The following is a 25,286-nucleotide window of genomic DNA, read 5'->3' as shown; positions in this document are numbered from 1 at the left end:
CTCAGGTGCCGCAAAAGGTTTGGTAGGGCCCGAAATCCTCCGGGGCTGGGCCGGCGTAGCGCTCGAGGCCAGGCCGCTTCTCATAGGGGGCGGTCACGGCCCCAAGGACCCGCTGAAGCGGATCGAGATCACCCGCCGTCGCCGCGCTCAGAGCCTCCTCGACCAGATGGTTGCGCGGGATGTAGATCGGGTTGGTGCGGTCCATCAACTCGGCGTCCGGGACGAGGGCCCGCCAGCGCGACATCCAGTCGTCGAAGGCGGCGAGGTCGATGAACAGTCCGCGCACCGGCTCGGCGTCTCCTCGGGCCGCTTCGCCCAGCAGGCGGAAGACCGAGGTGTAATCCACTCGGCTCTCGTTCAGGAGGAGAAGCAGTTCGTCGATCAGCGGCGTCACCGTCCCGGCCCCGGCGTCCGCGGACAGACCGAGTTTGGCGCGCATACCCGACGACCACACCGCGTCGTACGCGGAGCTGAAGACTCCGAACGACCCCTCAGCGAGTGCGACCGCCTCCTCAACGTTGTCCGCTAGCAACGGAAGAAGCGCCTCGGCGAACCGGGCGACGTTCCATCCGGCGATGACCGGCTGGTTGCCATAGGCGTAGCGCCCCCAGGAATCGATCGAACTGAAGACGGTGTCGGGGTCGTAGGCCTCCATGAAGGCGCATGGTCCGTAGTCGATGGTCTCGCCGGAGATCGTCATGTTGTCGGTGTTCATCACCCCGTGGACGAACCCGACCAGCATCCATCGGGCAGTCAGCGATGCCTGGGTAGCGGCCACGGCCTCGAATAGCGCAAGGTAGGGCCGCTCGGCCTGCGCCGCGCTGGGATGGTGGCGGGCGATCGCATGGTCGGCGAGGCGCCGCAGCAGGTCCTTGTCGCCGGTAGATGCGGCGTATTGGAAGCTCCCCACCCGCAGATGACTGCCGGCGACGCGGGCGAGCACGGCACCGGGCAGTAGCGTCTCGCGCCGCACCGGGCGCCCGGTGGCCACCACGGCCAAGGATCGCGTCGTCGGGACACCAAGAGCGTGCATCGCCTCGCTGACGACGTATTCGCGCAGCATCGGTCCCACCGCGGCCAGGCCGTCACCGCCGCGTGCGAACGGGGTGGGTCCGGAACCTTTGAGGTGGATGTCGCGCACGTGGCCGTCATCGTCGACGAGTTCGCCCAGCAGCAGTGCGCGACCGTCGCCCAACCGCGGAACGTAACCGCCGAACTGATGCCCGGCGTAGGCCTGGGCCACCGGGGTGGCACCGGGGGGAACCAAGTTGCCCACCAAAAAACGCCGTCCGTCAGGACCGCGCAGCCAGGCGCCGTCCAGACCGAGATCCGTGGCCAGTCGATCGTTGAGCACCAGCAGCCGTGAGTCCGGAGCTGCTTCGGCTTGCCAGCGGACAGCCATCTCCGGCAACTCACGGAAAAACCGGTCTTGCAAAGCAACGGTCATGTCCGGTGCAACGCTCACCCGACCGAGACTACGGAAAGTCCGCGACGGCGATTACGAGGTGGGACCATTTGCTGATGGATCAGGAAGGCCCCGAGGCGCGCATCGCCGAGCTGGAACGTCAGCTTGCGCAGCAAAAGCGCATCGCGGAGCTGGAAAGTCAGCTGGCCGACGCAAAGGCGGCCGCTGGCGTAGCCCAGCCCGTCGAGCAGCCATCCCCGGTCCGGTTGGCGCAGGCATTGCAGGCACAGCGCGAACTCCGGAGGGCACCGTTTTCGGTGTCGCCGCGCAGGTTCATCGGGGCCGATCGTGCCGGAGGCATCGTCGGGCTGATCGGCGGGGCCATCGGCCTTTGCGTGGGTGGTGCGGCGGCAGTTACCGCGTTGATCCCGTCCAGCGCGCTATGGATGAGCGGGATCGTGTGCAGTAGCGGATACCAGATGGCCTACAACACGTCGCACTACAGCTACAGACCGGGCCAGTCGGGCACCAACGTGAGCTTCCAATGTGTCGGTGATGCCGACTCCTACGACGTCAACGACTTCGCGGTGTTCGCGCTGCAATCCTTGCTCGCCGCGGTCGTGCTGGTTGTCGCCGCGGCCGTTGCGGGCTTGATATGGCGCCGCTCGCATAAGCCCAGCTGATCGCCGTCGGCGCTGTTGCCGCCGTTGATGCGGGGCATCTGGACCATCCGTTTTGCAATGCCGCTACGGTTTAGGGAAGACGAGCCAGCACCTACGGAATGAAGATGACGACAGATCACGCAATGTATGAACAGGTCGAGGGCCACGACGCGGATCCCGCAGAGATCGGCTCACGCATCGATCCTGTTCTCGCCCGCAGTTGGCTACTGGTCAATGGCGCGCATGCCGACCGGTTCCAGTCCGCGGCGCACTCCCGCGCCGACATCGTTGTTCTCGACATCGAGGATGCGGTCGCGCCCAAAGACAAGCACGCCGCCCGCGACAACGTCGTGCGTTGGCTTGCCGCCGAAAACACCGACTGGGTCCGGATCAACGGCTTCGGCACCCCTTGGTGGGCGGACGATCTGGCGGCACTGGCCGAAATACCGGTCGGCGGGGTGATGCTGGCGATGGTCGAATCGGTGGACCACGTGACCGAGACCGCCCAACGGTTGCCCAATGTGCCGATCGTCGCGCTGGTTGAAACGGCCCGGGGCCTCGAGCGCATCACCGAGATCGCGGCCGCCAAAGGCACGTTCCGGCTCGCCTTCGGCATCGGCGATTTCCGCCGTGACACCGGTTTCGGAGAAGAGCCAACCACTCTGGCTTACGCGCGGTCACGCTTCACCATTGCCGCCAAGGCGGCGAACCTGCCCAGTGCGATCGATGGGCCGACCATTGGCTCCAACCCGTTGAAACTCATCGAAGCCACCGCCGTCTCCGTCGAATTCGGCATGACCGGCAAGATCTGCCTCACCCCGGACCAATGTGCCGTGGTGAATGAGGGATTATCCCCGTCGCAAGATGAAATCGCGTGGGCCAAAGAGTTTTTCGCCGAGTTCGAACGTGACGGGGGAGAGATCCGCAACGGCTCCGATCTGCCGCGTATCGCCCGCGCCACCAAGATCCTCGAGCTGGCTCGCGCTTACGGCATCGAAGCGTTCGACTTCGAGGACGAACGGGTTCACTCGCCCGCGCCGTCGGACACGTATCACTACTGACCAGATAGGGAAGATCATGGCGTCAGTGCGAACCTATGACGTGTTGGCGACTTACTTGGCCGCAAGTGCGGTCGGCGATGCCATTCCGGTGCCATTCGTGACTCAAGTGCTCGATGCGATCAATTTTCCGCCCCGATACCGGTGGATATTCGCTCCTATCAAGGCGGCTGCGGCAATCGGTCTGTTTTCGGCGCGATGGTCCCCGGGGCTGGCGCGGCTGACGACTGCGATGCTCACGATCTACTTCGTGCTGGCCGTGGGCTTCCACGTCAAAGCCCGTGATCTGAGTGTCGCTGCCGTCGGAGCGGCGGCTAACGCAGCGATATTCGCCGCATTAACCGCCAAATAGCCTGCGGTCGTCCGATGAGCACCACGGTGGATTTCCACTTCGACCCGATGTGCCCGTTTGCTTACCAGACCTCGTTGTGGATCCGCGACGTCCGTGAGCAGCTCGGCATAACCGTCAATTGGCGATTCTTCAGCCTCGAGGAGATCAACCGGTCAGACGGTCAAAAACACCCGTGGGAGAGGCAGTGGTCCTACGGCTGGTCATTGATGCGGATCGGGGCGCTGCTGCGCCGAACGGACATGTCATCGCTGGATCGGTGGTACGCCGCGATCGGACGTGAACTGCACACCCTGGGCGGCAAACCGCACGATCCCGCGGTTGCGCGACGGCTGCTGAGCGACATCGGCGCCGACGCGGCGGTTCTCGATGCGGCGTTAGACGACTCGACCACCCACGACGAGATTCGCGACGACCATCAACGCGTCATCGATGCGGGCGGATTCGGTGTGCCGACGCTGTTTCTGTCGGACCAGTGCCTGTTCGGGCCGGTATTGGTGGACCCGCCGACCGGTTCGGCTGCCCTCACGCTGTGGAGCGTCGTCACCGGCATGGCTGGGCTGCCGCACGTCTACGAGCTGCAGCGGCCCAAGGCACCGGCCGATCTTGATCTCATCGGCCGAAGTCTGCGTCCATACCTTGATGGACGCGATTGGGTCAGCATCAATCGCGGTGAAGTCGTCGATGTCGAGCGCCTCACCGGCCGTGGCGGTTCGTTAGCCTAGGCGGCATGCCGGGCGATCGCGACGCCGATTCGGACTTCGAGTTCGCCGATCTCGATTGTCGGCCCGCTTGGCGGAGCCCCAGACTGGTATTGCTTACCGGTTGGCGTGGTGAATTCTGCTGTGTGCCTACCGTTTTTGTCGACACGGGTGCTCACCTGCCAGCCGGGCGCCTCCTTCGCATAGTTGCACCGCTCGCACGAGCCGAGACCGTTGTCTGCGGTGGTCGGTCCGCCTTCGCCCCATGGTTTCGCATGGTCGCGGTGTCGGATCGGCGCATCGCAGTAAGGAGTGCGGCAACCTCGATCCCGCAGCTCGATGAACGCGGCCAAACCGCGCGGAAAGAGCCGTGCCCGTGACTCCATCGCCACCAGCGCCCCGGACCGGGGATGGGCGTAGAGCCTGCGCAGCGTTGCGCGGGAGCTTCGGTCGGCGACAGCGCTGGATACCATTGCGCGGGCGACCGCTGCGGGGACGGGGCCGTACCCGCGGATATCGGCCGGTGCGCTGCCACGGCCCAACAGCGTTTCATCCGAGAGGACCAGGTTGACCGCGATCGGCGTCGGGACCGTCGCGTCGCGCCCCGTGACCTGTTCGACGAGGGTGTCTGCCATCACCTGTCCGCGTGAGCGCCCGTCGCAGCGGGTGTCCGCCTCGCGGCGCAGCGCCGCGTACACCGAAACTCCCTGGGCCACCGGCAACAACGCGGTCAGATACGTCATGGTGTCGGGCGCCGGCCGAATGGTCACGGTGCGTTCACTCTCGGCTTTGGCGGCTCGCTCGACCACGGCATGCGGGTCCAGCCGGTAGGCGATCGCCTTCGCGGCCGCGGCCACTCGCGCGTCGCCCATTCCGTTCAGGCCGGCTAGATCGGCGCACAACTCGGCATCCAACGCGCGGCGGTCCTCGACGTCCAAGCATGCGCTTTCGCGCACGATCAGCGTGGCGCGCCACTCCGACAGCGCGCCGCACTCCAGCGCCCCCAGCGTGTGCGGCATCTCGTGCACCAGGGCTTTGGCAAAGCCAAGATGCCGGCTGCCCCGGGCGGGTGCGTCGCGTCGCGCCAGCGCGATCTCGCTGGCCACGCCACGTCCGCGCTGCGCTGCGGGCACGCCGGCGGCCGCTTCGGCGACCCGGCGTGCTTTGTCCAGCGCCGCCGCCGCTCGGGCCTGGCCCGCTGCCGCCGCGGATTTGATTCTTTCCAGCTCGGCGATGCGCTCGATCAACGCCGCTTGGTCAACCGGGTCGACCGTAGTCAAGCTATCGAACATGTGTTCGAGTCTAACACGCTCCGCTGACATCCGATTCGTCGCTACCCTGGCCAGGTGAGCGCCGGTAAGCGGATCCGGGCGGCGCGGGTCTACGAAGACATTGACGCCGACGACGGCCAGCGGGTTTTGGTGGATCGCATCTGGCCGCGCGGATTCCGTAGGGACGACCCGCGGGTCGGCATCTGGTGCAAGGACGTCGCGCCGTCGAAAGAACTGCGGGAGTGGTATCACCACCAGCCGGAACGGTTCGACGAATTCGCGGCGCGCTACAAGGAGGAACTCCGCGACAGCGCGGCGCTGGAGGAGTTGCGAAAGCTCACCAAACGCGGCGTGGTGACGCTGGTGACGGCCACCCGCGACCTGGACGGGAGTCACGTGGCGGTCCTGGCGAAGCTTCTCAAAAGCCGCTGACCAAGGGACGATCGTGCGATGCAACTGGGACTGCATGCACTGGGCATCGGCGCCGGTGCCGACCGGGCGGTGATCGACGCCGTCGCGTCGGCCGCGGACGGCTGCGGCTTCGCGACCCTATGGGCGGGTGAACACGTTGTCATGGTCGACCGATCCGCGTCGCGCTACCCGTATTCCGGCGACGGTGTCATAGCCGTTCCGGCACAGGCGGATTGGCTTGACCCGATGATCGCGCTGAGCTTCGCCGCCGCCGCCTCGTCCCGGATCGGCGTGGCGACGGGCGTGCTCCTGCTGCCCGAGCACAACCCGGTGGTGGTGGCCAAGCAGGCCGCGAGCCTGGATCGGTTGAGCGGCGGTCGGCTGACGCTCGGCGTGGGCGTCGGGTGGTCCAGGGAGGAGTTCGCCTCGCTCGGGGTGCCGTTCGAGCATCGCGCTGCCCGCACCGCCGAATACGTCGCCGCGATGCGCACGTTGTGGCGCGATGACGTCGCCTCGTTCGACGGGAAGTTCGTCGACTTCGACTCGATCCGGGTCAACCCCAAGCCGGTCCACAATCGTCGCATCCCGGTTGTGGTCGGGGGCAACAGCGATCCGGCGCTGCGGCGGGCGGCGGCATGGGGAGATGGCTGGTACGGGTTCAACCTGGACGGGGTGGCCGCGGTGCGCGAGCGGGTCGCCAGGCTGGCGCAGCTGTGCGCCGAGTCGGGGCGTGACCGTGCCCAATTGCGGCTGTCCGTGGCGCTGTGCGAGCCAAGCGTTGGCGATGTCGGCGCGCTCGCCGAGCTGGGCGTCGACGAATTGGTTCTTGTGCAGGCGCCACCGGACCGCCCGGAGGCCGCCACCGGCTGGGTTTCGGCGCTGGCCGACCAGTGGATGACGACGGCTATTCGGTGATTTCGGCCAGAGCTGAAGGCGTGTCGAGATCGGCGTATGCGATCGAATAGCGTTGTGCCAGTGCGAGAGCGATGTCGGGGCGTTGCCACAGTTCGCCGGCGCTAGCGGTACACAACCACAGGGTCAGTCCGTGTGCCACCGACGCCCGGTAACGCAACCAGATCTCGTCCATGGTCGGCATCTCGTGATCGGGCAGCCCCAGCGACTGGCGGTATTCCTCGAGCAGCTCGCGCTCGCTGCGACGGCGATCCGCAACGGTCAGGGCGCCCTGCAGGAAGTAACCCAGATCCAGCGACCAGTTGCCCCGGCGGGCCACCTGCCAGTCGAGAAAACCCACCTCGCCACTGGGCAGCAGATACGTGTTGCCGATGTGGGGGTCGCCGTGCAGCAAGGTCTGCGGCGATGTGGTCAGCGTTCTGATGTAGGGCTTCCAGATTGACTCGATCAGCTCGTTGATGGTCAACGACGTCACGGCCGCGGGAGCGTCTTCACCGAGGCGTTCGAGCGCAGCGTGCAGCGGCGCCATTTCCATTCCGTCCCAAGGCAAGAACGGTTCGAGCCATCCCAAGGCGGGGTCGCGCAGCACCCGGTCACCCCAATATTTGCCGTGCATCCGTCCCAGGCCGCGCACGCCCGTGGCGGCTTCCGCCACGGTCATCGGTCGGGTGGCGTCTCGGGGGTCGGCCCCACGAGCAGTGAGATCTTCCATCACCATCACGAAGTCGTAGTCCGCCTCGTCGATCAGGGCGACGTAAACCTTGGGGTGTTCCAGCGGCAAATCCACTCCGCAGGTGAAGAGTCGCGGCTCGTGAAACATGCCGCTGGTCATCCGGATCAGTTGCTTGTGCGCGGGATCGGCGGCCTTGGCGAAGACCGTCGCCGGTCCGCTGCCCGCCGAGTAGGTCACGCCCAGGCGTGCCCGACGGTTGGTGCCGTCGTCACGAGAATCAAGGGTCACCGCCTCCACCACCGCGCCGGGATGATCCGCCGCCAGCGCCGCCGACATCCACTCGGGCGTGATGTCATCCCACGTCTTGGGCACCGACAACGAGTTGATAGCCACGGCGGATCCTTTCGTCTTGATGGGAAACGACACGTATCGTATCTGATGTGACCTTAACTGAATCGGCGGTTGGCCACGAGCGTGACCGGGGCGGCCGGCCGCGCGATACGCAACTTCACCACGCGATTCTGGTTGCCGCTCGTGAGCTCCTGGCCGAGGGCAGTTACGCCGAACTGTCGATGGAAAGTGTCGCGGCCCGCGCCCGGGTGGGGAAGAAGACCCTCTACCGCCGATGGTCGTCGAAAGCGCCGTTGGTCGCCGAAGCGGTCCTGGAGGCGTACGGAGGAACCGGATCGTTTCCCGTCGCCGCGACCGGAGACATCCATGCCGACCTACGGTCATGGCTCAAGGAACATGCCGATTTCCTGGCCCAGCCGCCGAATGCGGCGTTGGTGCAAGCCCTCATCGCTGCCGCGGCGGCGAACTCGGCCGATGGCACGGCCCTGTATCTGCAACTGAGCGCACCCCAGCATGCCGGGTTGATGACACGACTTCGTCAAGCGGTCGAAGATGGGCAAGTCCGCGCCGACGCCGACCTCGATGCCGTCGCCGTCGCGCTGATCGGCACCTTGCTCCTCCACGCGTTAACGCAACCCGGCGTCGGCGAACCGAAGGCGCGATTCGACGGTCTCCTGGACGCGATGTTGAGTGGCATCCGTCAGTAGTCGTGCTGTGCCAGCGTGATGTCACCGAGTCGTTGGTTCTCGTCGAGCGACAGCGCCGCCGGGACCATCTCGCTGGTCACCAGCCCATGGCGGGACGTGAGCTCGTCGACGATGTCGAAACTGCGCGCGATGGACTCCGGTGTGTCGACAACGATGGTGGTGACCGGCACCCCGCGCGCAAGCTGAAATAGTTTGTCCCCGTGCGGTTTATGGTTTCCGTGGAACCCCCACGTGCCGCGCAGTACCGTGGCACCGCGCGCCGTCCCGGAATGCAATAGGTGTTGGACAAGCGCGCGGTGGATCGGCAGGCCGTCGTGCGTGGTGGCCTCGGCGGTGTACACCATCAGCTTTTGCCACAGGGTGCGTCCCTGGGCATCGGTCGTCGGCAGCAGCTGGGGGCGCGCGAGCAGCTCACCGTCGCGTTTGCACAACCGCACCCGCTCGACGGTCAGCAACGGGTTGGGCACCATGGTGGCGAGTTCCGTCGCGGCGGCGGAAGCCTGCTCGGTCGTTCCGATCGCGATGATCATCAGCGGCACGTTGACGTTGCGGCCGAAGAAGCGGGCCCGGTAGCGCTCACCATGCGCCGTGCCGTCGACCCCGAGAAGCGCTATGGCACCGGCGAACCCGTGTCGATACAGCAGGTCGCATATCGCGGCATACGCGCGCCTCCCGGCGACACGCTCCTGGCGGCCTACGTACACGGTGAGTTTGGCGGCGTCCCCGTTGTGGCTGCCGAAGTCGCTCAGCGGGTCGGTGCCACGTTGCCGGGTGACCAGTCGCGCCCGCTCCAGAGTCAGCAGCCCCCGGTCCGTCATCGCCGCGACATCGCTGACCAGCGAACGAATCTTCGGCTCCTCATCGACCGCGGCGACCGCCACCGCCGGATCCTCGGACAGGCTCAGCGAGACGTCACTGCGCAGCTCGTGCTTCAGACCGAAACTGGCGATCCCGCGCAGCATCACGCTGGTCGCGACGTCGTGGGCGCCGAACAGATCCAGCATCGCATCGGCCAGAAAGCGCGCACCATCGCCGACAACGCGTTGGCGCTCGCCGAAGTACGCGGTCAATTTCAAGCACGGTTGGTTCATAGTCGGCTCCCAACCCATTGCCCGAGTAGCGCAGCGGCCATGCCGAGGGCGACGCTGACGACGACATTGCCGAGCGCCGAACGCATCTGATGCTCCTCGCTGAGGCGGTGGGTTTCCAGCATCCAGGTGGAGAAGGTGGTGTAGGCGCCGACGAACGCGGTGCCGGCCAGCAGCGCCGCCTCCTTGCTCAGCGCCAGGCCACCGAGAAAACCCAGCAGCGCGGCGCCGCTGATGTTCACGGCCAGCGTGCCGAACGGAAACGGCCGGGCCGCCCGGCGCGCCACCGCACGATCGATCACGAAGCGCAGCACCGAACCGATGCCGCCGACGAGCACGACGCCGGTCCAGACCAACACGGTCATGCCCGTCACCAGCGCATCCTCACTCGGCGAACCAGAGCGGTCGCCAGGTGCACGGCCAGCAATCCCAGCACGATGCTGGTAGCGGTGTAGACCGCGGCCAGGGCCCAGTGGCCGTGCTCGATCATCTTCAGCGTCTCGACCTGCATCGTCGAGAAGGTCGTCAATCCGCCGCAAAATCCGGTGCCGAGCAGGGGGCGCCGATAGCTCGACAATGGCAACCGCTCCAGCAGGCGGGTGGTGAAATATCCGACCAGAAAGGCGCCGACGATGTTGACGGTGAATGTGGGCCATGGCCAGGCGGCCGGGTCATTGACGAAGAGGGTGCTCAGGACGACACGGGCCAGGGTGCCCAGCGCTCCGCCGGCGAAAATCGCCGCCAACTCGCGATAGTCGTGTGCCACGGGCCGGTTCCCTTCGGTGTGCGAGCGTGCGCATAGCAGCGTAGGGGCGACTTACCAACGGGTAAACCTGAGAAGTCGGGAAAGTAGGTGAGAAGTCAGAGAGGTGGGCTGCGTGCAGAATTGGTAACCATGGTGGCCAACCCGCGCGCCGGTCAGCCGGCCCAGCCCGAAGACCTTGTCGATCTGCCCCATCTGGTGACGGCCTATTACTCGATCGAACCCGATCCCGACGACGTCGCCCAACAGGTGGTGTTCGGCACGTCGGGTCACCGAGGCTCTGCGCTCAACGGGGCATTCAACGAGGCGCACATCCTCGCGATCACCCAGGCCATCGTCGAATACCGCGCAGTCCAGGGCACCACCGGGCCGTTGTTCATCGGGCGCGACACGCACGGCCTCTCGGAGCCGGCGTGGGTGTCGGCGCTGGAAGTGCTGGCCGCCAATGAGGTGGTGGCGATGATCGATTCGGCCGACCGGTACACGCCGACGCCGGCGGTCAGCCACGCGATCCTCACCTATAACCGGGGTCGCACCGAAGCGCTGGCCGACGGGATCGTCGTGACGCCGTCGCACAACCCGCCGCCCGACGGGGGGTTCAAGTACAACCCGCCCAATGGCGGCCCGGCGGAGACCGACGCGACCAACGCAATAGCCAAGCGCGCCAACGAGATTCTGCGCAGCGGGTCGACGGTGAAGCGCACGCCGCTTGCCCGGGCGCTGCGGACCACCCGGCGCCATGACTATATGGACAGCTATGTGGACGACTTGCCGAACGTGGTGGATGTCGACGTGATCCGCAAGGCCGGAGTTCGGATCGGCGCGGACCCGCTCGGCGGGGCCAGCGTGGACTACTGGGCAGCGATAGCCGAGCGGCACCAGCTCGAGTTGACCGTGGTCAATCCGCTCGTCGACGCGACTTGGCGGTTCATGACGCTCGACCACGACGGCAAGATCCGGATGGACTGCAGCTCGCCGGACGCGATGGCCTCGCTGATCGCCAACCGGGATCGCTACCAGATCGCCACCGGCAACGACGCCGACTCAGATCGCCATGGCATCGTCACCCCCGATGCGGGTCTGATGAATCCCAATCACTATCTGGCGGTGGCCATCGACTATCTCTATACCCACCGGCCGTCCTGGCCGGCCGGCATCGCGGTCGGTAAGACCGCGGTCAGTTCGTCGATCATCGACCGGGTGGTCGCCGGTATGGGCCGCAAGCTGGTCGAGGTTCCGGTCGGCTTCAAATGGTTCGTCGACGGCCTGATCGGCGGCACCATCGGCTTCGGCGGCGAGGAGTCGGCGGGGGCGTCGTTCCTGCGGCGCGACGGCTCGGTGTGGACCACCGACAAGGACGGCATCACCCTGGCTCTGCTGGCCTCCGAGATCCTGGCCGTCACCGGTGCCACCCCGTCGCAGCGGTACCAGGCGCTGGCCGACGAATACGGCACGCCCTACTATGCGCGAGTCGATGCGCCCGCCGACCGTGACCAGAAGTCGCGGCTGGCCAAGCTGTCGGCCGATCAGGTGACCGCCACCGAGTTGGCGGGGGAGCCGATCACCGCAAAGCTGACCACCGCGCCCGGTAACGGCGCGCCGCTGGGCGGCTTGAAGGTGACGACGGCCAACGCGTGGTTTGCCGCGCGACCGTCGGGCACCGAGGACGTCTACAAGATCTACGCGGAATCCTTCAAGGGGCCCGAGCATCTGGCCGAGGTGCAGAAGACCGCCCGTGAGGTGGTTAATTCGGTCATCGGGTAGCAGGCGTGACCAGCGACTTTGAACGCTCGTTGCCGGTGGTGTAGCTTCGATGGGCACAACTTCTTGGGGCTATGGCGCAGCTGGTAGCGCACCACACTGGCAGTGTGGGGGTCAGGGGTTCGAGTCCCCTTAGCTCCACCAGGAAAAACTGTGATTTTATCGGCGTGTGGCATCCCGGTTGACGACGATTCTGACGACAGTTCCCAACCGGTTGTCTCAGTACCAGCAGACTCGATCCACGTTTGCCCAGATCACGGTGGTGTACGGCTGCATCAGGCGGCAGCTGATTACGTTATGTCGCGGGGCCCGATACGCTACTGCCCGCCTGATGTGAGGCCCTGATGTGCCCGCGTTGGTGTTGGCACTCGGCGGCATAGCTGATGATGCTGTCGCGCGTTGCTTGTCCGGGACGTGTCAGTGGCAGCTGGTCGGCATTCTGGTGCGGACATGCCATCCGATTATCGGTTCGTTGCCGATTTGGGTTCCCCACCTCACTAGAGATTCTACGTCCTCACATGTCTCCAGTGATGGGTCGCCTGCCCCGGTAATCTCTCGATTGCAACCAGACTGCGCGGTGGCCCAGTTGCAACGGCCGTGGATCGCAGCTTGAAAACGACAAATTGCCACAACATATTTCGTCAGCAAGACCGCCAATGCCACGGTTTGACAGATTATTTCGTCGTGCTGAGAGGGCGCCGCTACAGTATTCAGGGCTAGGGCGATCCCGGCGCCGGTGCGCACGCGGGCTCTGGCAGATCCAAATCTGCTTTGGTAAGACGGTAGACCTCAAGGGTCAGGTTGTAGTACTTGTCCGTCTCGCCGACCCATTCCATGCCCACTCGCCTCGCCGTAGCGACCCCGGCCGCACTACGGCGAAGACCTCACTGACACCGACGTTTGTGAATGCTTGATGGGCCACCGCATGACCAGCTTCCGCGCCGTAGCCGTGACCCCACAGCCTCGGTGCAACCTCCCATCCGATCTCGAGATCGGTGCACCCGGGCGGAAGTGGAAGCAGTGCGACTCCTCCGATCAGGTCGCCAGTTCCGACAAACGTATCGTCACGCCCGTTTGCACCCGTATCGCTCCGAACACCAGACCAATCATGCTTGGTAGAGTATGCCGCCGCATCGACACCCTCTACATGACTGAGATGGTCGAAATGTCGCGCTACACGTCGAATCAGATCGCCGGCTACCTCGGGTACGGCAAACAACCTGAGGAAGTCAACTTTGAACTCCCGCGTGAGATGGTGTTCGAGAATCCATATTTTGTGTCGGTGCAAATGCTGGCCGACGCCATGGGATTGGAGATCGATGACGCGACGTTCACACGTCCATCATGTACCCGGGGTTGATACCCGAACTGTGGAAGGAAACACCGCCCTTCTCACTGCTCCTTATAGCTTGTCCTTCAGTGGAAAGCCCTTAATGATCGGTGATAGATGTGCGTGGTCACCGCGGTTGAGCAGACGTTCTTTCCCGATCGAGCAGAAGAAATAACTGCTTGAGCGCAACTTCAGAATCCAGCGTGTCGCCAAGGGCGTTGAATGACAGGGCATCTGCATCCAGTGCAAGGATCTCATCGAAGTTGTCGCTCGCCCGAACCCCGACGGGATCACCACCGATGAGCTCACCGGCATCCTTGCCAACCTTATCCGGGGTGAAGACGAGCAGACCCACGAGATCCTTGTCTCTTCGGCCCACGATCGTACGGAGGCTATGCGTGCCAACAGTGCCCGTCGCGACCTAAACGACTCTAATCTTGGACACTTCGCGCTCCCGTCCCTTACTTCGACCTGAAGTCACGGGCTGCGGATCGACCGTCGCCCGAGGATCCCAAGTAACGATGATGCTATAGCGGCAACGTACTCTAGCGCCGATTGAGAGGCATAATTCTCGCGCATGCCGGGTCACGTCGATTTTGGTGCTGCGCCGACGTCGACCAACCGGTCGCGTGGGGCGTTTCGACGGATCGTGGCTCAGGCAATCGTCGCGGTACGAAACACGGTGCGGCGGTGGGCATTGACTACGGTAATGTTCATTATCGATTTCGATAGTCATCGCTACCAGAATTTTGCTGCCGGCCAGGAGGCGTGAACGTGGGTGCTTTCATCATGTTGGGCACGCTATTCGGATTGATCGTTGTGATATTCAGTCTGGTGATCTTCCTTGATCCCGAGGCGCGTCGCAGCCCTACCGAGGACCTCCATAAATGAGCCCAGAAATGACACCCACGCTGATGGGGATCTTGATCTTTGCCTGGGCCGGCGGCGTCCTCTTCCTCGCTCTTGGGGTCTATCTCAGCATTCGCAAGCGGCGGCTACACCCGGTTCTGTTTTTGTCCATCTCGGCGCTCTCATTCTCATGGATCGAAGCGCCTTACGACTGGGCGATGTACGCCCAGTTCACGCCCGCCTGGCCGCGAATGCCGTCATGGTGGCCATTGAACATGACCTGGGGCGGTCTGCCAGCGTCGGTGCCCTTCGGCTATATCCCGTACTTCGTCCTGCCTGCCGTCATCGGCGCACCGATCGGGCAATGGCTGAGTGCAAAGTTCCAATGGCGCAAGCCGATAACACTTCTCACCGTCGGCCTCGTCGTCGGTGTCTGCTGGGCTTTGCTTTTCAACGCGATCATCGGGTCCCGGCTGGCCACCTTTCACTACGGGTACGTGATTCCCGGGCTCGCGTTGTGGGAACGAACCATCTATCAGTATCCGCTCTACGACGCCCTGGCGATGGGTGTGCAGATGATGGTCTTCACCTACCTGCTGGGACGTACAGATTCCGACGGACGAAACCTCATCGAGATCTGGGCGGCAAAGCGGTCCTCGGGCCGACTGCAATCGACTCTACTGTCGATTGTCGCTGTGGTCGTGGTAGGTCACGTGCTCTACGGCGCGGTCTTTGCACCTCATCTCGCCACGAAGCTGGGAGGTTGGGTCGACTCGGGGCCGACGGAGCAACTCTTCCCGGGTGTGCCCAATCAACCACTTGGGAAATAGCTGGGCCAGTAGGTACGCGGTGGGCAGCTACGGCTTCCAGTCCGCTGACGTTATGACGTCACCGTGGCGCGGGAAGACCTTCTCGACCAACACCCGGTGGACCTCCTCATCGCGATCTAGGCATAGGTCGCTGAGGACCGTCAACCGGAAGTCGAGATCGGCGGCTTGCCGGACGGTCGACAGCACCACCCCGCCGGTGGCAATCCCGGCTAGCACCAGGTGGTCGACGTCGCGCGCGCGCAGGATCTCCATTAGGTCGCTGCCGGCGAAGGCACTGATGCGCTTCTTGGTGACCACGAGTTCGCCCCTGCCCCGTAGCAATCGGGGTTCGACTTCCGTCGACGGCTCGCCGAGCAACAGATTTCCCGTCTCCTTCACCGCAGCAAAACTCTTGTTGCGGTCCGACACTTCGGGATAGCCTGGCGAGAAGCCGACCCGCACGAGAATCACCGGCATGCCTACTTCTTCGGCCTTGGCCTGTGTGGCCACCACGCGGTCGAAGTACTCGGAGGTGGCCCCGTAGCGGCCTGTGGTGCCGTGCTGAATATCCATGAGTAGCAATGCCTTACCCACAAAAGCTCCCTTCTCAAACGCTGTACTGAGGCTCATTGATGCGACGCCGACGCGATTCTTTCATATGAGAATCGACGTTCGCGAACGCGCGGTTCGCGTTGGCGATGTGTCCCCGTGCGGCTCGGGCGTGCTACCCCTTCGGCGGGGCGCTCAAGAGGATTCCGTCAATCCGCCGTCTGCCGACCGCACTGGTGAAGCAAACCGGGTGCAGCGCGCGGCCGCAAGCTAGCGTAGCTCCGTGAGAATGACTGCCAGCAATTTGTGAGAACAAGGCAATCCGAGAACGAATGGGCGATAGTCGAGCCGTCGATCGGCACGTCGCAGTCGAACAGCCCGAAGGGCGTCGACACCAGGCGGGCAGCTAGGTAGTCGTCCATGGTCATCGGGTCGCGAAACGCCGCAAGGGGATTGAGACCAGCGTTGCGCCTACTGTTGATCGCCAGCCAGCCCAGCTGCTCTTTGTCGTTCCGTTCAGCTCCATGTGGCGGCGGCAATGCATCGCCAACCAGTTGGCGGCCGAGTAGGCGTGCGCGGCCATCAACTCGTCGAGGTCCTCGAATGGCCTGAGCTTGCGTCGGGTGCCCGGGGCGCGAGGCTCGACCGGGGGATCGGACAGCGGAGTGAGGAGCGCCGACGGCGCCTGGTCGGTCATCGCCCCACCCAGCATTGCCACCGTCCGATAAACCAGAACGTGTCGCGCGCGCCGCTCGGACACGGCACGGAAGGCTGACATGACGGGAGTGACCACACCGCCGGTGGCGAACCCGAAGCCGACCTCGGCGGCCCGGTTGACGAGGCCGGTGATGACGTCGGATGGCGGGGTGTCGCCGAAAGTGATGATTCCGTCGATATCGCCGGGCGCCCGCCCCGCGTCGTCGATCGCGGCACGGGCTGCGTCGAGGGTCAACTCGAGGCCCGGGATGCCGGTCCGCCTGCCGATCCGCGAAATGCCCAGGCCGCTAACGATTGCGTCCTTTTCGAAAGTGTCCATCTAGCATTACCCGCCTGGAGAAGTCCCGTTCGGTCTGGGCCAGCATAAGTGCCTCATTGTGCACACCGGTAATGAGAATGTACGTTTCCATTGATGTCCGATGACGGAGCGCCCGTTGTCCCGGCGCGGATTTTCCCCGAGCTGTCCGAGCACAATCGGATGTTTTGGACAGGGGGAGCTGATGGGCGGCTACACATTACGCGGTGCACGCGGTGCGGCTTGTGGGTGAGCCGGCCCGCCGAGGACTGCCCCGATTGCGGCGGAGCGGTCGAGGCTCGGCCGGTCTCGGGTCGGGGCACGGTGTTCACCTATACGGTCAATTGCCAGCCGTTCAATCCGGCGGTGCCGGTTCCATATGTGATTGCTATCGTCGAGCTCGGTGAGGGTCCAGGATTGCGGATAGCCACCAATATCGTTGACTGCGAGCCTGATTCGGTTCATGTGGGCCTGGCGGTCGAGGTGCGCTTCGAATGTCACGAGACCGACGACGGCATCGGATACGCGCCCGTGTTCGTCCCACAGTCCGATCCCGCGCAGCCCGGGCGCGGTGTCGTTGACCGCGTTGATGAGCCACATGCAAATGTCCACCGCGTGGGTCCGCCTTGATATTCCAACCTACACACCGTAGGTTGGGGCGGAATTCGGTGCTGGCGCGCGGCTGCGCCACCTACTGACGGAGGTCACTATGGCCGGAAGGCTCGAAGGCAAGGTTGCTTTCATCACCGGCGCTGCTCGCGGACAGGGGCGCGCTCACGCGATCGCGATGGCCAAGGAAGGCGCCGATATCATCGCGGTGGATATCTGTCGCCAGATCGAATCCAACCCGTATCCGCTTGCGACGCCTGACGATCTTGCGGAGACCGAGAGGTCGGTCAAGGAACTGGGCCGGCGGGTCGTTGCCCGGGTGGGCGACGTGCGAGAACGCCATGAGCTTCGCGACGCCGTGGAGGCGGGCCTGGCGGATCTCGGCAAGATCGACATCGTCGTCGCTAACGCGGGCATTTTCCCGATGGCCATGGGCAAGCCCGACGTGATGGGTTTCGTCGACGCCACCGACGTCGATCTCGTCGGCGTGCTGAACACCGTCGCCGCCACGTTGCCGCACCTGACCGAGGGGGCTTCGGTCATCATCACGGGCTCGACGGCCGGCATGATGCGCAGCACTCTCGACAACCCGAACGTGGGTCCCGGCGGCGCCGGCTACGGGTTCAGCAAGCGCATCGTGATCGAATACGTCGACGAGCTCGCCCTGCACCTGGCCCCGAAGATGATCCGGGTCAATTGCATGCACCCGACGAACTGCAACACTCACCTGCTGCACCATGAGGGCATGTATGGCGTCTTCCGGCCCGACATGATGGCCGAAGGCAAGACGCCCACTCGCGAGGACGCCGAGCCGTTCTTTCAGTTCTTCCAGGCGATGCCGATTCCCTATGTCGAGCCCGAGGACATCGCCCACCTTGCGGTGTTCCTGGCCAGCGATGAGAGCCGCTACATCACCGGCCAGCACATCCGCGTCGACGCGGGCGCGCTGCTCAAATGGCCCAATGGTCCGCAGTAACCGCACACGTCGTGTCGGTTAGCGACTTATGGCCGCGCTGAACAGCGCTGGCCCGAGTTGGTTAGGCTGACGTGTCAGACATTGGCGGGTTGCTCAGAAGCGACATTTTCGTTTTCGAGAAGCCCTGTTATGTGGATGTCGTCGGGTATCGGGAAAGGTGATTGCATTGGAGCAGCCAACCGTGTTGGCGTCGGGAGCGGACCGATGACCGAGCCTCGCACTGTGGTGATCACCGGCGCGTCCCGCGGGCTCGGATTGGCCTCGGCGATCCGGCTCTACAAGCAGGGGTGGCGTGTCGTGGCTGCTATGCGCACACCCGATGTCGGACTTGAGCGAATTCGTCGCGAGACCGGAGCTGCGCCCGATGATTCCCGGCTCGTCGGCGTCCAACTGGACCTGACCGATCCCGAATCGCTCAAGCAGGCCGGCCAGGCGATTGTCGACGCGGTCGGGGCGCCGCACGCCATCGTCCACAACGCCGGAGTAAACGCGCTGGGTTTCGTCGAGGAAACACCGGACGATGCGTGGATGCAAGTATTTTCGACGAACTTGTTCGGGCCTGTCGGACTCACCAAAGCGTTGTTGCCCAGCATGCGTGAGGCCCGGCGCGGGCGCTTCGTTATGGTCTGCAGCCAGGGCGGTATTTGGGGGATGCCGTCGGCGGCGGCTTACTCGGCGGCCAAGGCGGCCCTTGAGCGCTTCGCGGAATCGCTTGCGGCAGAGATCGCCCCGTTCGGTCTGGGCGTCACCGTGCTGATCGCCGGAATGTTCGACACCGACATCATCGACGACCGTGCGCCGGGCTATCCCGATTATCGCGACTGGGACGGTGTCTATGGCAAGCAACACGGTCCGTTGGATGTGCGGGGACACCGCGCCCTCAAACTCGCGCGAGCGCCTGACGCGTTCGCCAAGGTGCTTGCGAAATCCCTCGATCGGGACAAGGCGCCGTTCGTCAGGCGCGGCGCGGGGCTGGACGCTCGCATGATGATGTTAAGTGGGCGCCTCCTGCCGAGCCGCGCGCTCTATCAGGTGGGCCGCCTTTTTCTGGGGCAGCCGCGTCAGGGTGCACTGGTGGCCAAGCGCTAGACACTCTCCGCACCCGCGAGGTCACCTCCCCTTCGACATTGCGCAGGAGCTCGATTGGAACCGTGGGAAACAGCTATACGCGAGTCGGTCAGGCAGACCCTGGCCGACTACACGGCGGCCACCGACTCGTTCGACCTTGCGGCGCTGGCGTCATGTTTCACCGCTGATGGGATATTGGAGTTCACCGGTAGCAGCGCCCCGCTCGTGGGGCCCACCGAGATCGAGGCTGGACTGCGGTCCCAGTTGTCGCCAAGCCCTTCGCGCGCACGGCCGAGCTATGTGCGCCACCATGTTTCGAGCGTTCGGTTTCTGCTCGCCGAGACCCATGAAGTCGAAACGAGCAGTTATTTTGCCGTCTTCACCGATATCGGCGTCGATCACTGGGGCCGCTACCGCGACGTCCTGCGTCCCGTTGGCGCGCGTTGGCTTTTCACGTCCCGCAAGATCAGGGTCGATGGGTTCGCGGCCAACAGCCTGATGAACGACGCGCCGTGATTTTGCGGCCCCGGTGATCCACCCACCGCCATTGGGGGTGAGAATCACCATTACCGGCGGTGATGTGGTACTTCTGATGGTATAGGAAACGCCGTTGGAAGGATTGAGATCATGCCGCCGGTGAGTGCCAAGGCCGCCAAGAAGGGCGGCGCGACGGTCCAGCCTGAAGACCGCGGCAGTGTCGAGTCGTTGGAGTCTTGGCAGGAACGCGCCGTCGAACGGCGCCTCAGCGGTGCACGGGCGCGAGCGCTGGCCCGCAGTTCCCGGTTCCTCGCGACGGCGCTGGAATTGGTTCAGGAGTCGGGTCGGGCCGACTTCACCGTGCAAGATCTGATCGACCGCTCAAACCTAAGCCTGCGCGCGTTCTATCAGCATTTCGCCGGCAAGGAAGAACTGCTGTTGGCGCTGTATGAGAATGTCCAAAGCCAGTTCACCGAAGACATCCGCCAAGAGGTGTCCGCCGCGGAGGGGCCGATGGGTCAACTCGAGGCCTTCTGCCGAGGGTTTCTGTCGCGGGCCGAGTCGTCGGACGCTGTCGGCGGCCGAATAGTCACCCTCTACAACCTGAGTCTCGAGCTGGAACGGCCCGAGGCGTTCGCGAAGGTGTGGGAGCCCCAGCAGAAGCTGCTCAAGCGGGTACTGACCTCCTGCTCGCGTGCCGGACTCCTGCGCAAAGACCTGTCGGTCACCCAACTGACCACGCTGATGACATCGACCCTGACGGCGCTGGGGCAGTTCAGCATGCTGCACACCGGCCCCAATGTCGTACTCACCGTCGACGACATCTGGCTGTGGTGCCGGCAGGCGGTGAGTCAGCCGGGGGCGAGCCCGACGGCGGGTCGGCCATCCCCGCGTAAGCGCAGCCCGGCGAAGGCCGTCAAGGCATCGCGGCGTTGACCGGACTTCAGCAGCGCCGCCGCTGGGTCAATGGACACCGGAGGCGAGTTCACCGGCCGCGGGGGTCAGGCTGAACAACAGGCGGTCGAGAACGAGTCCTACTGACCGCTTGGCCTGCGCCTTGTTGGTGGCCTGAGCGACGAGAAGCGACGCTTCTTCTAGCGCGGCCAACATCATGTTGGCGAGTTCGCGGACGGGCAGCCGTTGAATCGCGCCGTCATTCATGGCCTCCTGCAGGACCTCTTGCACCAGCGCCAGGCCGCCCGCTCCCTCGATTGCGCGTAATCCCTGCCAGCCGAGAATCACCGGTCCGTCGACCAGCACGATGCGCTGGACTTCTGGTTCGAGTGCGGCGTCGAGGAAGCCGTGCAGACCCAGCCGAAGCCGGTCCCACGCATCACCGGGCGGGGGGTGCGCGATGGCTCGATCTACCAAATCCCTATGCACCTCTTCGAAAACCAACCGGAACAGGTCGGCTTTGTCTTTGAAGTGGTGGTAGAACGCGCCACGAGTGCCTATCCCCGATTTCGCCACAATCTCGGCGACGCTGGTCTGGTGATAGCCGGGATCGACGAAGAGGGCGCGAGCGGCGGCGATGACGTCTCGCCGGGTCTGATCGCCTCGCGCGCGCCTCTCGGCGTCTCCACCGCCTCGATGTCCCACGGGCCGATCCTAACAACATTCATCGTGTATGTTGCTGTCATGGCAGATGAAGGAGCGCGCGGATACGGTTCGGTTCGGCCAGTCAAAGTCGGATGGTTGATCGATTACCCGGCCAACGCCGCGACCGCCGATGACACTCTCGACTCGCTGCGTCTGATCTTCGACGAGGCGGCCGAGGCGCGGCTGGTCGATCGGCCGATCGAGCTGGTCAAGCGTGAGGTGCTCGGGCTGCCGAACGGCGACTTCAGATCGGTCCAGCTGGCCTATGACGAACTCGTGGCGGAGGGCTGCCTGGTCGTTTTCGGTCCGTATGTCTCCGACAACGCGGTGCCTTTGCGGTCGCATGTCGAGCGCACCGCGGAGGTTCCCATCATCACGCTGGCGGGATCCGAAGGGGCGCTGGGTGAATGGTGCTTCGCTTTGAACAACGGGTCGATGGCCGAAGAACCGGTGATGCTCGCCGCGGTCCTCAAGGCCGATGGCCACAGCCGGATAGCGATCGCTCACGAGACATCCTTGATCGGTAAGGAATATCTCGGCTTCGCCGAGCGCGCCTATGAGGGGGCGGGTCTGCAGATCGTCGGTTCGGTGGCGATACCGCAAGTCGAGACCGACAAGGTCGATGCCGTGACGTCGCTTCGCGCCACAAACCCCGACGCAGTGGTCCACGTGGGCTTCGGACACGGTCTATGGGGCTTCAACGATGCTCTGGCCAAGGCGGATTGGGATCCGCCCCGCTACACGACCACAGCCTTCGAGCTGGCTCATATCGACCCGATGTGGATGGTGCAACTGGCCGGCTGGATCGGCCTGGATAGCTATGACGAGCGCAACCCCGTGGGGCAGGCGTTCCTGGGCCGCTTCGAGGAGCGCTTCGGTCGGCGTCCCAACTACTTCATGCCCCCGCTGTGTCGTGATGTCGCCACCGTCATCACTCATGCGCTCGCCAATGCCCGACCGCTTACCGGGGCGGGCGTTAAGGAGGCAATCGAAGGTGTGAAGTTTGTACCGGCGGCCAGCGGTGCACCAGGGACGTGCATCCAGTTCGGCAAGTTCATCCGCCAGGGCTGGATGGGTGTTGACTACCTTGTCGCTCGCCGGGTGCTGCCCGATTCCAGTGCGCACGTGTTTCACGCGGCCCCCAGCACGGGCTTTGCGCAGGGCTTCGGCTCCTAGGGTCGGCGGATCGCCACGCCTCGCAGGACTGTATCGCGGGAGTGGATCAGTGACGCGCGAGTGCCCAACTCGCGCACGATGTTCGGCGGGATCCACAGGACGCCGATGGCGCAACGGGTGAGGATGTCCTCGCGGGGTGTTTTCACGACGAGATCGCCGGATTCAATACCTTCAGACAACAGCGCACTCATCTCGCGCACGCGGGTGTCGAACGACCACATCGGCTCGGCTATCTCTGGCGGCGACTGCCGCATCCACGCGAGTTGGATTCTGAACTCATCGGGGAAGCGCTCCAGGGCGTTGATGTTCAGCCAGCACAGGGCGTCAAGCTTTTCGGTGGGCGAAGAATCAGAGCGCATGATGTCGGCCCAGGCGTCACCGATCTTCTGGGTGAAAGACAGCATGATCGATTTGAGCATCTCGTCTTTCGACCCGAGGTGGCGGTAGACAGTGCCGGGAGGGAGACCCGCTGTCGAAGCAATATCGCGAATCGTCGTCACCTCGAAGCCCTTACGGCTGAACTCCGTGCGCGCCGCGGTGCGCACTCGAGAGGCGTTATCGACGGCGGCTTCGTTCTCGTCGACCCACGACTTGACGACACCGTCGGCGACGGCGAATGCGCGTGAACGGTCGAGGTCTTCGTGGGTCGTGTCGTGGCCGGCGACCCCTTCCAGGTGGATCTGAGAGAGCACGTCGGCGACGTCGTCGGTTGGGGCGTCATGCCGGATCACGTCGAGGCCAACATGTAGAACGCTCTGACAGATGCGGTCCGCGACGGTGGCCAGATCGAGGTCCGCTCGGATGTATTCGGTTCTGCGACCTTCGCGCAGGAGTTGCAACATCGCCGCCTCGACGGCCGACCCATTGCGATCGGTTTCCTCGGCGGGACCGATATTCTTGGATCGGCCTTCAAAGAAGGACATTTGCAGTGCTGCTTGATGTTTCACCGCGCACCGGGCCATTTCGCGGCACAACTCGATGATTTGCTCATCCACCGGTGCGGCATCGCTTCTCGCGAGCTTGGCTTTCGCGGCGCCACCTATGCGATCCAGGTCCGCACGGTACCGCTGATTCAATGCGGCATGCAGTGCGTCCTTCGACTTGAAGTGGTGGTAAAGGCTGCCGACAAGGATGCCTGAGGCGTCAGCGATCTGCTGCAGGGATGTGCCGATTCCATGATGGGCGATCACCGTGTTTGCCGCCTGCAACACTTCGGCGCGCCTCGTGGCCTCGTCGGAGCCGCTTGCCGGAAGATGGCGACCTGGCTTCGCACGAGTCATGCTGCGTTCTGACTTCGACGTAGTGCGCTTTCTCGCGCCACGTTCGGTCCCGGCATCGACATCGGACACGGTCACACCGGCACGCCTCGGTGAAGCCGGATGAAAAGTGCCGGATGGGCCGGACGTACAGCGAATGCTCCGTTCACGTCATCGGCTCCCGTCGTCGGTTTGAGAAAGTGTATCGATGGCCGGCGATCATCAGACCGTCCGGAGACCAAGCGCGCCGGCCTGCGCGGCCGATTTGCCGAGCTCATGACCCCGAAACGACCAGCGGACGCAGATAGGAAGGGTCCTTGCGGTCGTGGGTGGCGGACTGTACCGCCGAAAGCACCGCGAAGAACTCTGAAGTTGTTGTTGCCGTCGTCTCGTTCATCCACTCGACGACACAGACTCGCTCGACGATCGCCCACCGGCCATCACGCCGCTCGAGGCGGTCGACATACCGGCCTCCCGAACGTGTCATGTGGTTGAGGGGTTCACCGTCTCTGGCGATGAACAGGTAGTAGGTTTCGGCATGGGCGACGTCGCCGTCGATCTCGACGGTGTGGTTGTGCAGGTAGTGCTGGTACCGGGTCTGTGTCGAATGGTAGGCGAATGCCCAATCGATGAAACCTTCTACCTCGCCGACGTATCCGACGTGATTGTCGATGGCCCCATCGTGGTAAGCCGAGCGAAGCAGCGGGCGGTCGCGGCGATCCATCCCTCGCGAATAGCGCACCATGCAATCCTCTATTGCCGCGCGATCCTCCAGCCGGGCGATGCGGTCAAGCAGTTCGGTTTCTTTGGCTTGTGCGGTCATTGGATTCCCCATCCGTTTATACCAATCACTTCGTCGATCGCCCGGCGTGGCGCAGGGGTGAACTTCAACCCCGTCCGCAGCCGGCCGACGGGCAACAGACATCCCTGAACATATGTTTCGGGTATGCCGAGTAGCTCGCGCACGTCCTGTTCGTGATGCAGATGCAGCGTGGTGATGCAGGTGCCGTAACCGCGCGTGTGCAGGGCAAGTTGGAAGTTCCAAACGGCAGGGAAGATTGACCCGTAAAGGGTTGCCAAATAGAAGGATTCATCCCCGTCTTGGCGCGGGTATGTCGGCTCGTAGCACGGAATCACCAGGACAGGCACCTCGCCGAGCCGTTCGACGAGCCATTCGGTCGACGACATCAAGCGCGCTTCTGGGGTTCCATCAGGCATGAACTCGGCAATCAACTGACCGCCGACCTTGTCCAGATACGCGGCGCGGTAGAACGCTGCCAGCTTTCGCCGCAGGTCGGAGTCGGTCACGATCACCCATCGCCACGACTGCTGATTGGAGCCATTGGCCGCCTGCAGCCCAATGCTCAAGCACTCCCGCACGTCATAGAGGTTGATAGGCGCGCTGAGATCGAGGGTTTTGCGCGCGGATCGTGTCGCGGTGAGCAGATGTCTGATGTCCACAGT

28 protein-coding genes, 1 tRNA gene and 2 pseudogenes are annotated in these 25,286 nt (G+C 64.2%); 17 read left to right on the top strand and 14 right to left on the bottom strand.

Annotated elements, in window-relative coordinates; genetic code table 11:
- Window position 1: 1 nt before the first annotated feature.
- Window positions 2-1,465 (bottom strand): protein adenylyltransferase SelO, encoded by a 1,464-nt coding sequence (locus ACLP4W_RS09305; RefSeq protein WP_442385844.1) that lies wholly within the window; start codon window positions 1,463-1,465, stop codon window positions 2-4.
- A 56-nt stretch (window positions 1,466-1,521) separates the two neighbouring features.
- Here ACLP4W_RS09305 and ACLP4W_RS09300 point away from each other — a divergent pair, with 56 nt between their 5' ends.
- From ACLP4W_RS09300 to ACLP4W_RS09285, 4 genes are all read left to right on the top strand, one after another.
- A complete protein-coding gene (locus tag ACLP4W_RS09300; RefSeq protein WP_442385843.1) occupies window positions 1,522-2,088 on the top strand; it encodes a hypothetical protein in 567 nt (188 codons plus the stop codon).
- 122 nt (window positions 2,089-2,210) lie between these two features.
- Window positions 2,211-3,128, top strand: coding sequence for an HpcH/HpaI aldolase/citrate lyase family protein (locus ACLP4W_RS09295; RefSeq protein ID WP_442385861.1), 918 nt, complete (start codon window positions 2,211-2,213; stop codon window positions 3,126-3,128).
- A 16-nt stretch (window positions 3,129-3,144) separates the two neighbouring features.
- Window positions 3,145-3,477: a DoxX family protein gene (locus ACLP4W_RS09290; RefSeq protein WP_442385842.1), complete on the top strand. Its 333-nt coding sequence runs from the start codon at window positions 3,145-3,147 to the stop codon at window positions 3,475-3,477.
- A 14-nt stretch (window positions 3,478-3,491) separates the two neighbouring features.
- Window positions 3,492-4,199: a mycothiol-dependent nitroreductase Rv2466c family protein gene (locus ACLP4W_RS09285; protein ID WP_442385841.1), complete on the top strand. Its 708-nt coding sequence runs from the start codon at window positions 3,492-3,494 to the stop codon at window positions 4,197-4,199.
- Here ACLP4W_RS09285 and ACLP4W_RS09280 read toward each other — a convergent pair.
- Window positions 4,196-5,467 carry a DUF222 domain-containing protein gene (locus ACLP4W_RS09280; protein WP_442385840.1) on the bottom strand — a complete coding sequence of 424 codons (1,272 nt, stop codon included), beginning with the start codon at window positions 5,465-5,467 and terminating at the stop codon, window positions 4,196-4,198. The two genes, ACLP4W_RS09285 and ACLP4W_RS09280, sit on opposite strands and share 4 nt — an antisense overlap.
- Window positions 5,468-5,521: 54 nt before the next feature.
- Here ACLP4W_RS09280 and ACLP4W_RS09275 point away from each other — a divergent pair, with 54 nt between their 5' ends.
- Window positions 5,522-5,878, top strand: coding sequence for a DUF488 domain-containing protein (locus ACLP4W_RS09275; RefSeq protein WP_442385839.1), 357 nt, complete (start codon window positions 5,522-5,524; stop codon window positions 5,876-5,878).
- Between the two features lie 18 nt (window positions 5,879-5,896).
- Complete coding sequence (locus ACLP4W_RS09270; RefSeq protein WP_442385838.1) at window positions 5,897-6,772, top strand: LLM class F420-dependent oxidoreductase; 876 nt, start codon at window positions 5,897-5,899, stop codon at window positions 6,770-6,772.
- On the opposite strand, the gene ACLP4W_RS09265 is transcribed toward ACLP4W_RS09270, so the two are convergent.
- Window positions 6,762-7,778: a phosphotransferase gene (locus ACLP4W_RS09265; RefSeq protein ID WP_442385860.1), complete on the bottom strand. Its 1,017-nt coding sequence runs from the start codon at window positions 7,776-7,778 to the stop codon at window positions 6,762-6,764. The two genes, ACLP4W_RS09270 and ACLP4W_RS09265, sit on opposite strands and share 11 nt — an antisense overlap.
- A gap of 104 nt (window positions 7,779-7,882) precedes the next feature.
- Here ACLP4W_RS09265 and ACLP4W_RS09260 point away from each other — a divergent pair, with 104 nt between their 5' ends.
- Window positions 7,883-8,500 carry a TetR/AcrR family transcriptional regulator gene (locus tag ACLP4W_RS09260; protein ID WP_442385837.1) on the top strand — a complete coding sequence of 206 codons (618 nt, stop codon included), beginning with the start codon at window positions 7,883-7,885 and terminating at the stop codon, window positions 8,498-8,500.
- Here the strand turns inward: ACLP4W_RS09260 and ACLP4W_RS09255 are convergent.
- Genes ACLP4W_RS09255 through crcB (ACLP4W_RS09245) form a run of 3 tightly spaced genes read right to left on the bottom strand, consistent with a single transcriptional unit; the run spans window position 8,494 to window position 10,354 of the window.
- A complete protein-coding gene (locus ACLP4W_RS09255; RefSeq protein ID WP_442385836.1) occupies window positions 8,494-9,591 on the bottom strand; it encodes a DUF190 domain-containing protein in 1,098 nt (365 codons plus the stop codon). The two genes, ACLP4W_RS09260 and ACLP4W_RS09255, sit on opposite strands and share 7 nt — an antisense overlap.
- Complete coding sequence (gene crcB, locus ACLP4W_RS09250) at window positions 9,588-9,953, bottom strand: fluoride efflux transporter CrcB (protein WP_442385859.1); 366 nt, start codon at window positions 9,951-9,953, stop codon at window positions 9,588-9,590. Before crcB (ACLP4W_RS09250) ends, ACLP4W_RS09255 begins: the two co-directional genes overlap by 4 nt.
- Window positions 9,954-9,958: 5 nt before the next feature.
- Window positions 9,959-10,354: a fluoride efflux transporter CrcB gene (gene crcB, locus ACLP4W_RS09245; RefSeq protein WP_442385835.1), complete on the bottom strand. Its 396-nt coding sequence runs from the start codon at window positions 10,352-10,354 to the stop codon at window positions 9,959-9,961.
- A 129-nt stretch (window positions 10,355-10,483) separates the two neighbouring features.
- Here crcB (ACLP4W_RS09245) and pgm point away from each other — a divergent pair, with 129 nt between their 5' ends.
- Both pgm and ACLP4W_RS09235 read left to right on the top strand, forming a co-directional pair.
- On the top strand, window positions 10,484-12,115 hold the full coding sequence (gene pgm, locus ACLP4W_RS09240) for a phosphoglucomutase (alpha-D-glucose-1,6-bisphosphate-dependent) (protein WP_442385858.1): 1,632 nt from the start codon (window positions 10,484-10,486) through the stop codon (window positions 12,113-12,115).
- 65 nt (window positions 12,116-12,180) lie between these two features.
- A tRNA-Ala gene (locus ACLP4W_RS09235) sits at window positions 12,181-12,256 on the top strand.
- 652 nt (window positions 12,257-12,908) lie between these two features.
- Here ACLP4W_RS09235 and ACLP4W_RS09230 read toward each other — a convergent pair.
- Complete coding sequence (locus tag ACLP4W_RS09230; protein WP_442385857.1) at window positions 12,909-13,133, bottom strand: GNAT family N-acetyltransferase; 225 nt, start codon at window positions 13,131-13,133, stop codon at window positions 12,909-12,911.
- Here ACLP4W_RS09230 and ACLP4W_RS09225 point away from each other — a divergent pair.
- Window positions 13,038-13,472 carry a hypothetical protein gene (locus ACLP4W_RS09225; protein WP_442385863.1) on the top strand — a complete coding sequence of 145 codons (435 nt, stop codon included), beginning with the start codon at window positions 13,038-13,040 and terminating at the stop codon, window positions 13,470-13,472. The genes ACLP4W_RS09230 and ACLP4W_RS09225 overlap by 96 nt on opposite strands.
- Window positions 13,473-13,569: 97 nt before the next feature.
- On the opposite strand, the gene ACLP4W_RS09220 is transcribed toward ACLP4W_RS09225, so the two are convergent.
- Window positions 13,570-13,797, bottom strand: a complete 228-nt coding sequence (locus ACLP4W_RS09220; RefSeq protein ID WP_442385834.1) for a hypothetical protein — start codon at window positions 13,795-13,797, stop codon at window positions 13,570-13,572.
- A 532-nt stretch (window positions 13,798-14,329) separates the two neighbouring features.
- On the opposite strand from ACLP4W_RS09220, the gene ACLP4W_RS09215 reads away from it, so the two are divergent.
- Window positions 14,330-15,121, top strand: coding sequence for a spirocyclase AveC family protein (locus ACLP4W_RS09215; protein ID WP_442385833.1), 792 nt, complete (start codon window positions 14,330-14,332; stop codon window positions 15,119-15,121).
- Window positions 15,122-15,148: 27 nt separating this feature from the next.
- Here the strand turns inward: ACLP4W_RS09215 and ACLP4W_RS09210 are convergent, their stop codons facing one another.
- Window positions 15,149-15,694: a cysteine hydrolase family protein gene (locus ACLP4W_RS09210; protein ID WP_442385832.1), complete on the bottom strand. Its 546-nt coding sequence runs from the start codon at window positions 15,692-15,694 to the stop codon at window positions 15,149-15,151.
- 299 nt (window positions 15,695-15,993) lie between these two features.
- Window positions 15,994-16,685, bottom strand: a pseudogene (locus ACLP4W_RS09205) (thiolase family protein); the annotation flags it as partial.
- 93 nt (window positions 16,686-16,778) lie between these two features.
- On the opposite strand from ACLP4W_RS09205, the pseudogene ACLP4W_RS09200 reads away from it, so the two are divergent.
- The 5 genes and pseudogenes from ACLP4W_RS09200 to ACLP4W_RS09180 form a co-directional block, all read left to right on the top strand.
- Window positions 16,779-17,231, top strand: a pseudogene (locus ACLP4W_RS09200) (Zn-ribbon domain-containing OB-fold protein); the annotation flags it as partial.
- A gap of 139 nt (window positions 17,232-17,370) precedes the next feature.
- A complete protein-coding gene (locus ACLP4W_RS09195; RefSeq protein ID WP_442385831.1) occupies window positions 17,371-18,246 on the top strand; it encodes a mycofactocin-coupled SDR family oxidoreductase in 876 nt (291 codons plus the stop codon).
- Window positions 18,247-18,450: 204 nt separating this feature from the next.
- On the top strand, window positions 18,451-19,335 hold the full coding sequence (locus ACLP4W_RS09190) for an SDR family NAD(P)-dependent oxidoreductase (protein ID WP_442385830.1): 885 nt from the start codon (window positions 18,451-18,453) through the stop codon (window positions 19,333-19,335).
- A 54-nt stretch (window positions 19,336-19,389) separates the two neighbouring features.
- Window positions 19,390-19,830, top strand: a complete 441-nt coding sequence (locus ACLP4W_RS09185; RefSeq protein WP_442385829.1) for a nuclear transport factor 2 family protein — start codon at window positions 19,390-19,392, stop codon at window positions 19,828-19,830.
- A 111-nt stretch (window positions 19,831-19,941) separates the two neighbouring features.
- On the top strand, window positions 19,942-20,727 hold the full coding sequence (locus tag ACLP4W_RS09180) for a TetR/AcrR family transcriptional regulator (RefSeq protein ID WP_442385828.1): 786 nt from the start codon (window positions 19,942-19,944) through the stop codon (window positions 20,725-20,727).
- Window positions 20,728-20,754: 27 nt separating this feature from the next.
- Here ACLP4W_RS09180 and ACLP4W_RS09175 read toward each other — a convergent pair whose 3' ends face one another.
- On the bottom strand, window positions 20,755-21,390 hold the full coding sequence (locus ACLP4W_RS09175) for a TetR/AcrR family transcriptional regulator (protein WP_442385827.1): 636 nt from the start codon (window positions 21,388-21,390) through the stop codon (window positions 20,755-20,757).
- Window positions 21,391-21,429: 39 nt separating this feature from the next.
- Between ACLP4W_RS09175 and ACLP4W_RS09170 the strand changes: the two genes are divergently transcribed.
- Window positions 21,430-22,566, top strand: coding sequence for an ABC transporter substrate-binding protein (locus ACLP4W_RS09170; protein WP_442385826.1), 1,137 nt, complete (start codon window positions 21,430-21,432; stop codon window positions 22,564-22,566).
- Here the strand turns inward: ACLP4W_RS09170 and ACLP4W_RS09165 are convergent.
- The 3 genes from ACLP4W_RS09165 to ACLP4W_RS09155 form a co-directional block, all read right to left on the bottom strand.
- Window positions 22,563-23,846 carry a TetR/AcrR family transcriptional regulator gene (locus ACLP4W_RS09165; RefSeq protein ID WP_442385825.1) on the bottom strand — a complete coding sequence of 428 codons (1,284 nt, stop codon included), beginning with the start codon at window positions 23,844-23,846 and terminating at the stop codon, window positions 22,563-22,565. The genes ACLP4W_RS09170 and ACLP4W_RS09165 overlap by 4 nt on opposite strands.
- Window positions 23,847-24,096: 250 nt before the next feature.
- A complete protein-coding gene (locus tag ACLP4W_RS09160; RefSeq protein WP_442385824.1) occupies window positions 24,097-24,645 on the bottom strand; it encodes a nuclear transport factor 2 family protein in 549 nt (182 codons plus the stop codon).
- Window positions 24,642-25,283 (bottom strand): nitroreductase family protein, encoded by a 642-nt coding sequence (locus ACLP4W_RS09155; protein WP_442385823.1) that lies wholly within the window; start codon window positions 25,281-25,283, stop codon window positions 24,642-24,644. The genes ACLP4W_RS09160 and ACLP4W_RS09155 overlap by 4 nt, the downstream gene beginning before the upstream one ends.
- Between the last annotated feature and the right edge of the window lie 3 nt (window positions 25,284-25,286).

This window comes from Mycobacterium sp. (genome assembly GCF_052145595.1).
Lineage (GTDB): Bacteria > Actinomycetota > Actinomycetes > Mycobacteriales > Mycobacteriaceae > Mycobacterium.
This window is presented reverse-complemented; position numbering and strand designations above follow the sequence as displayed.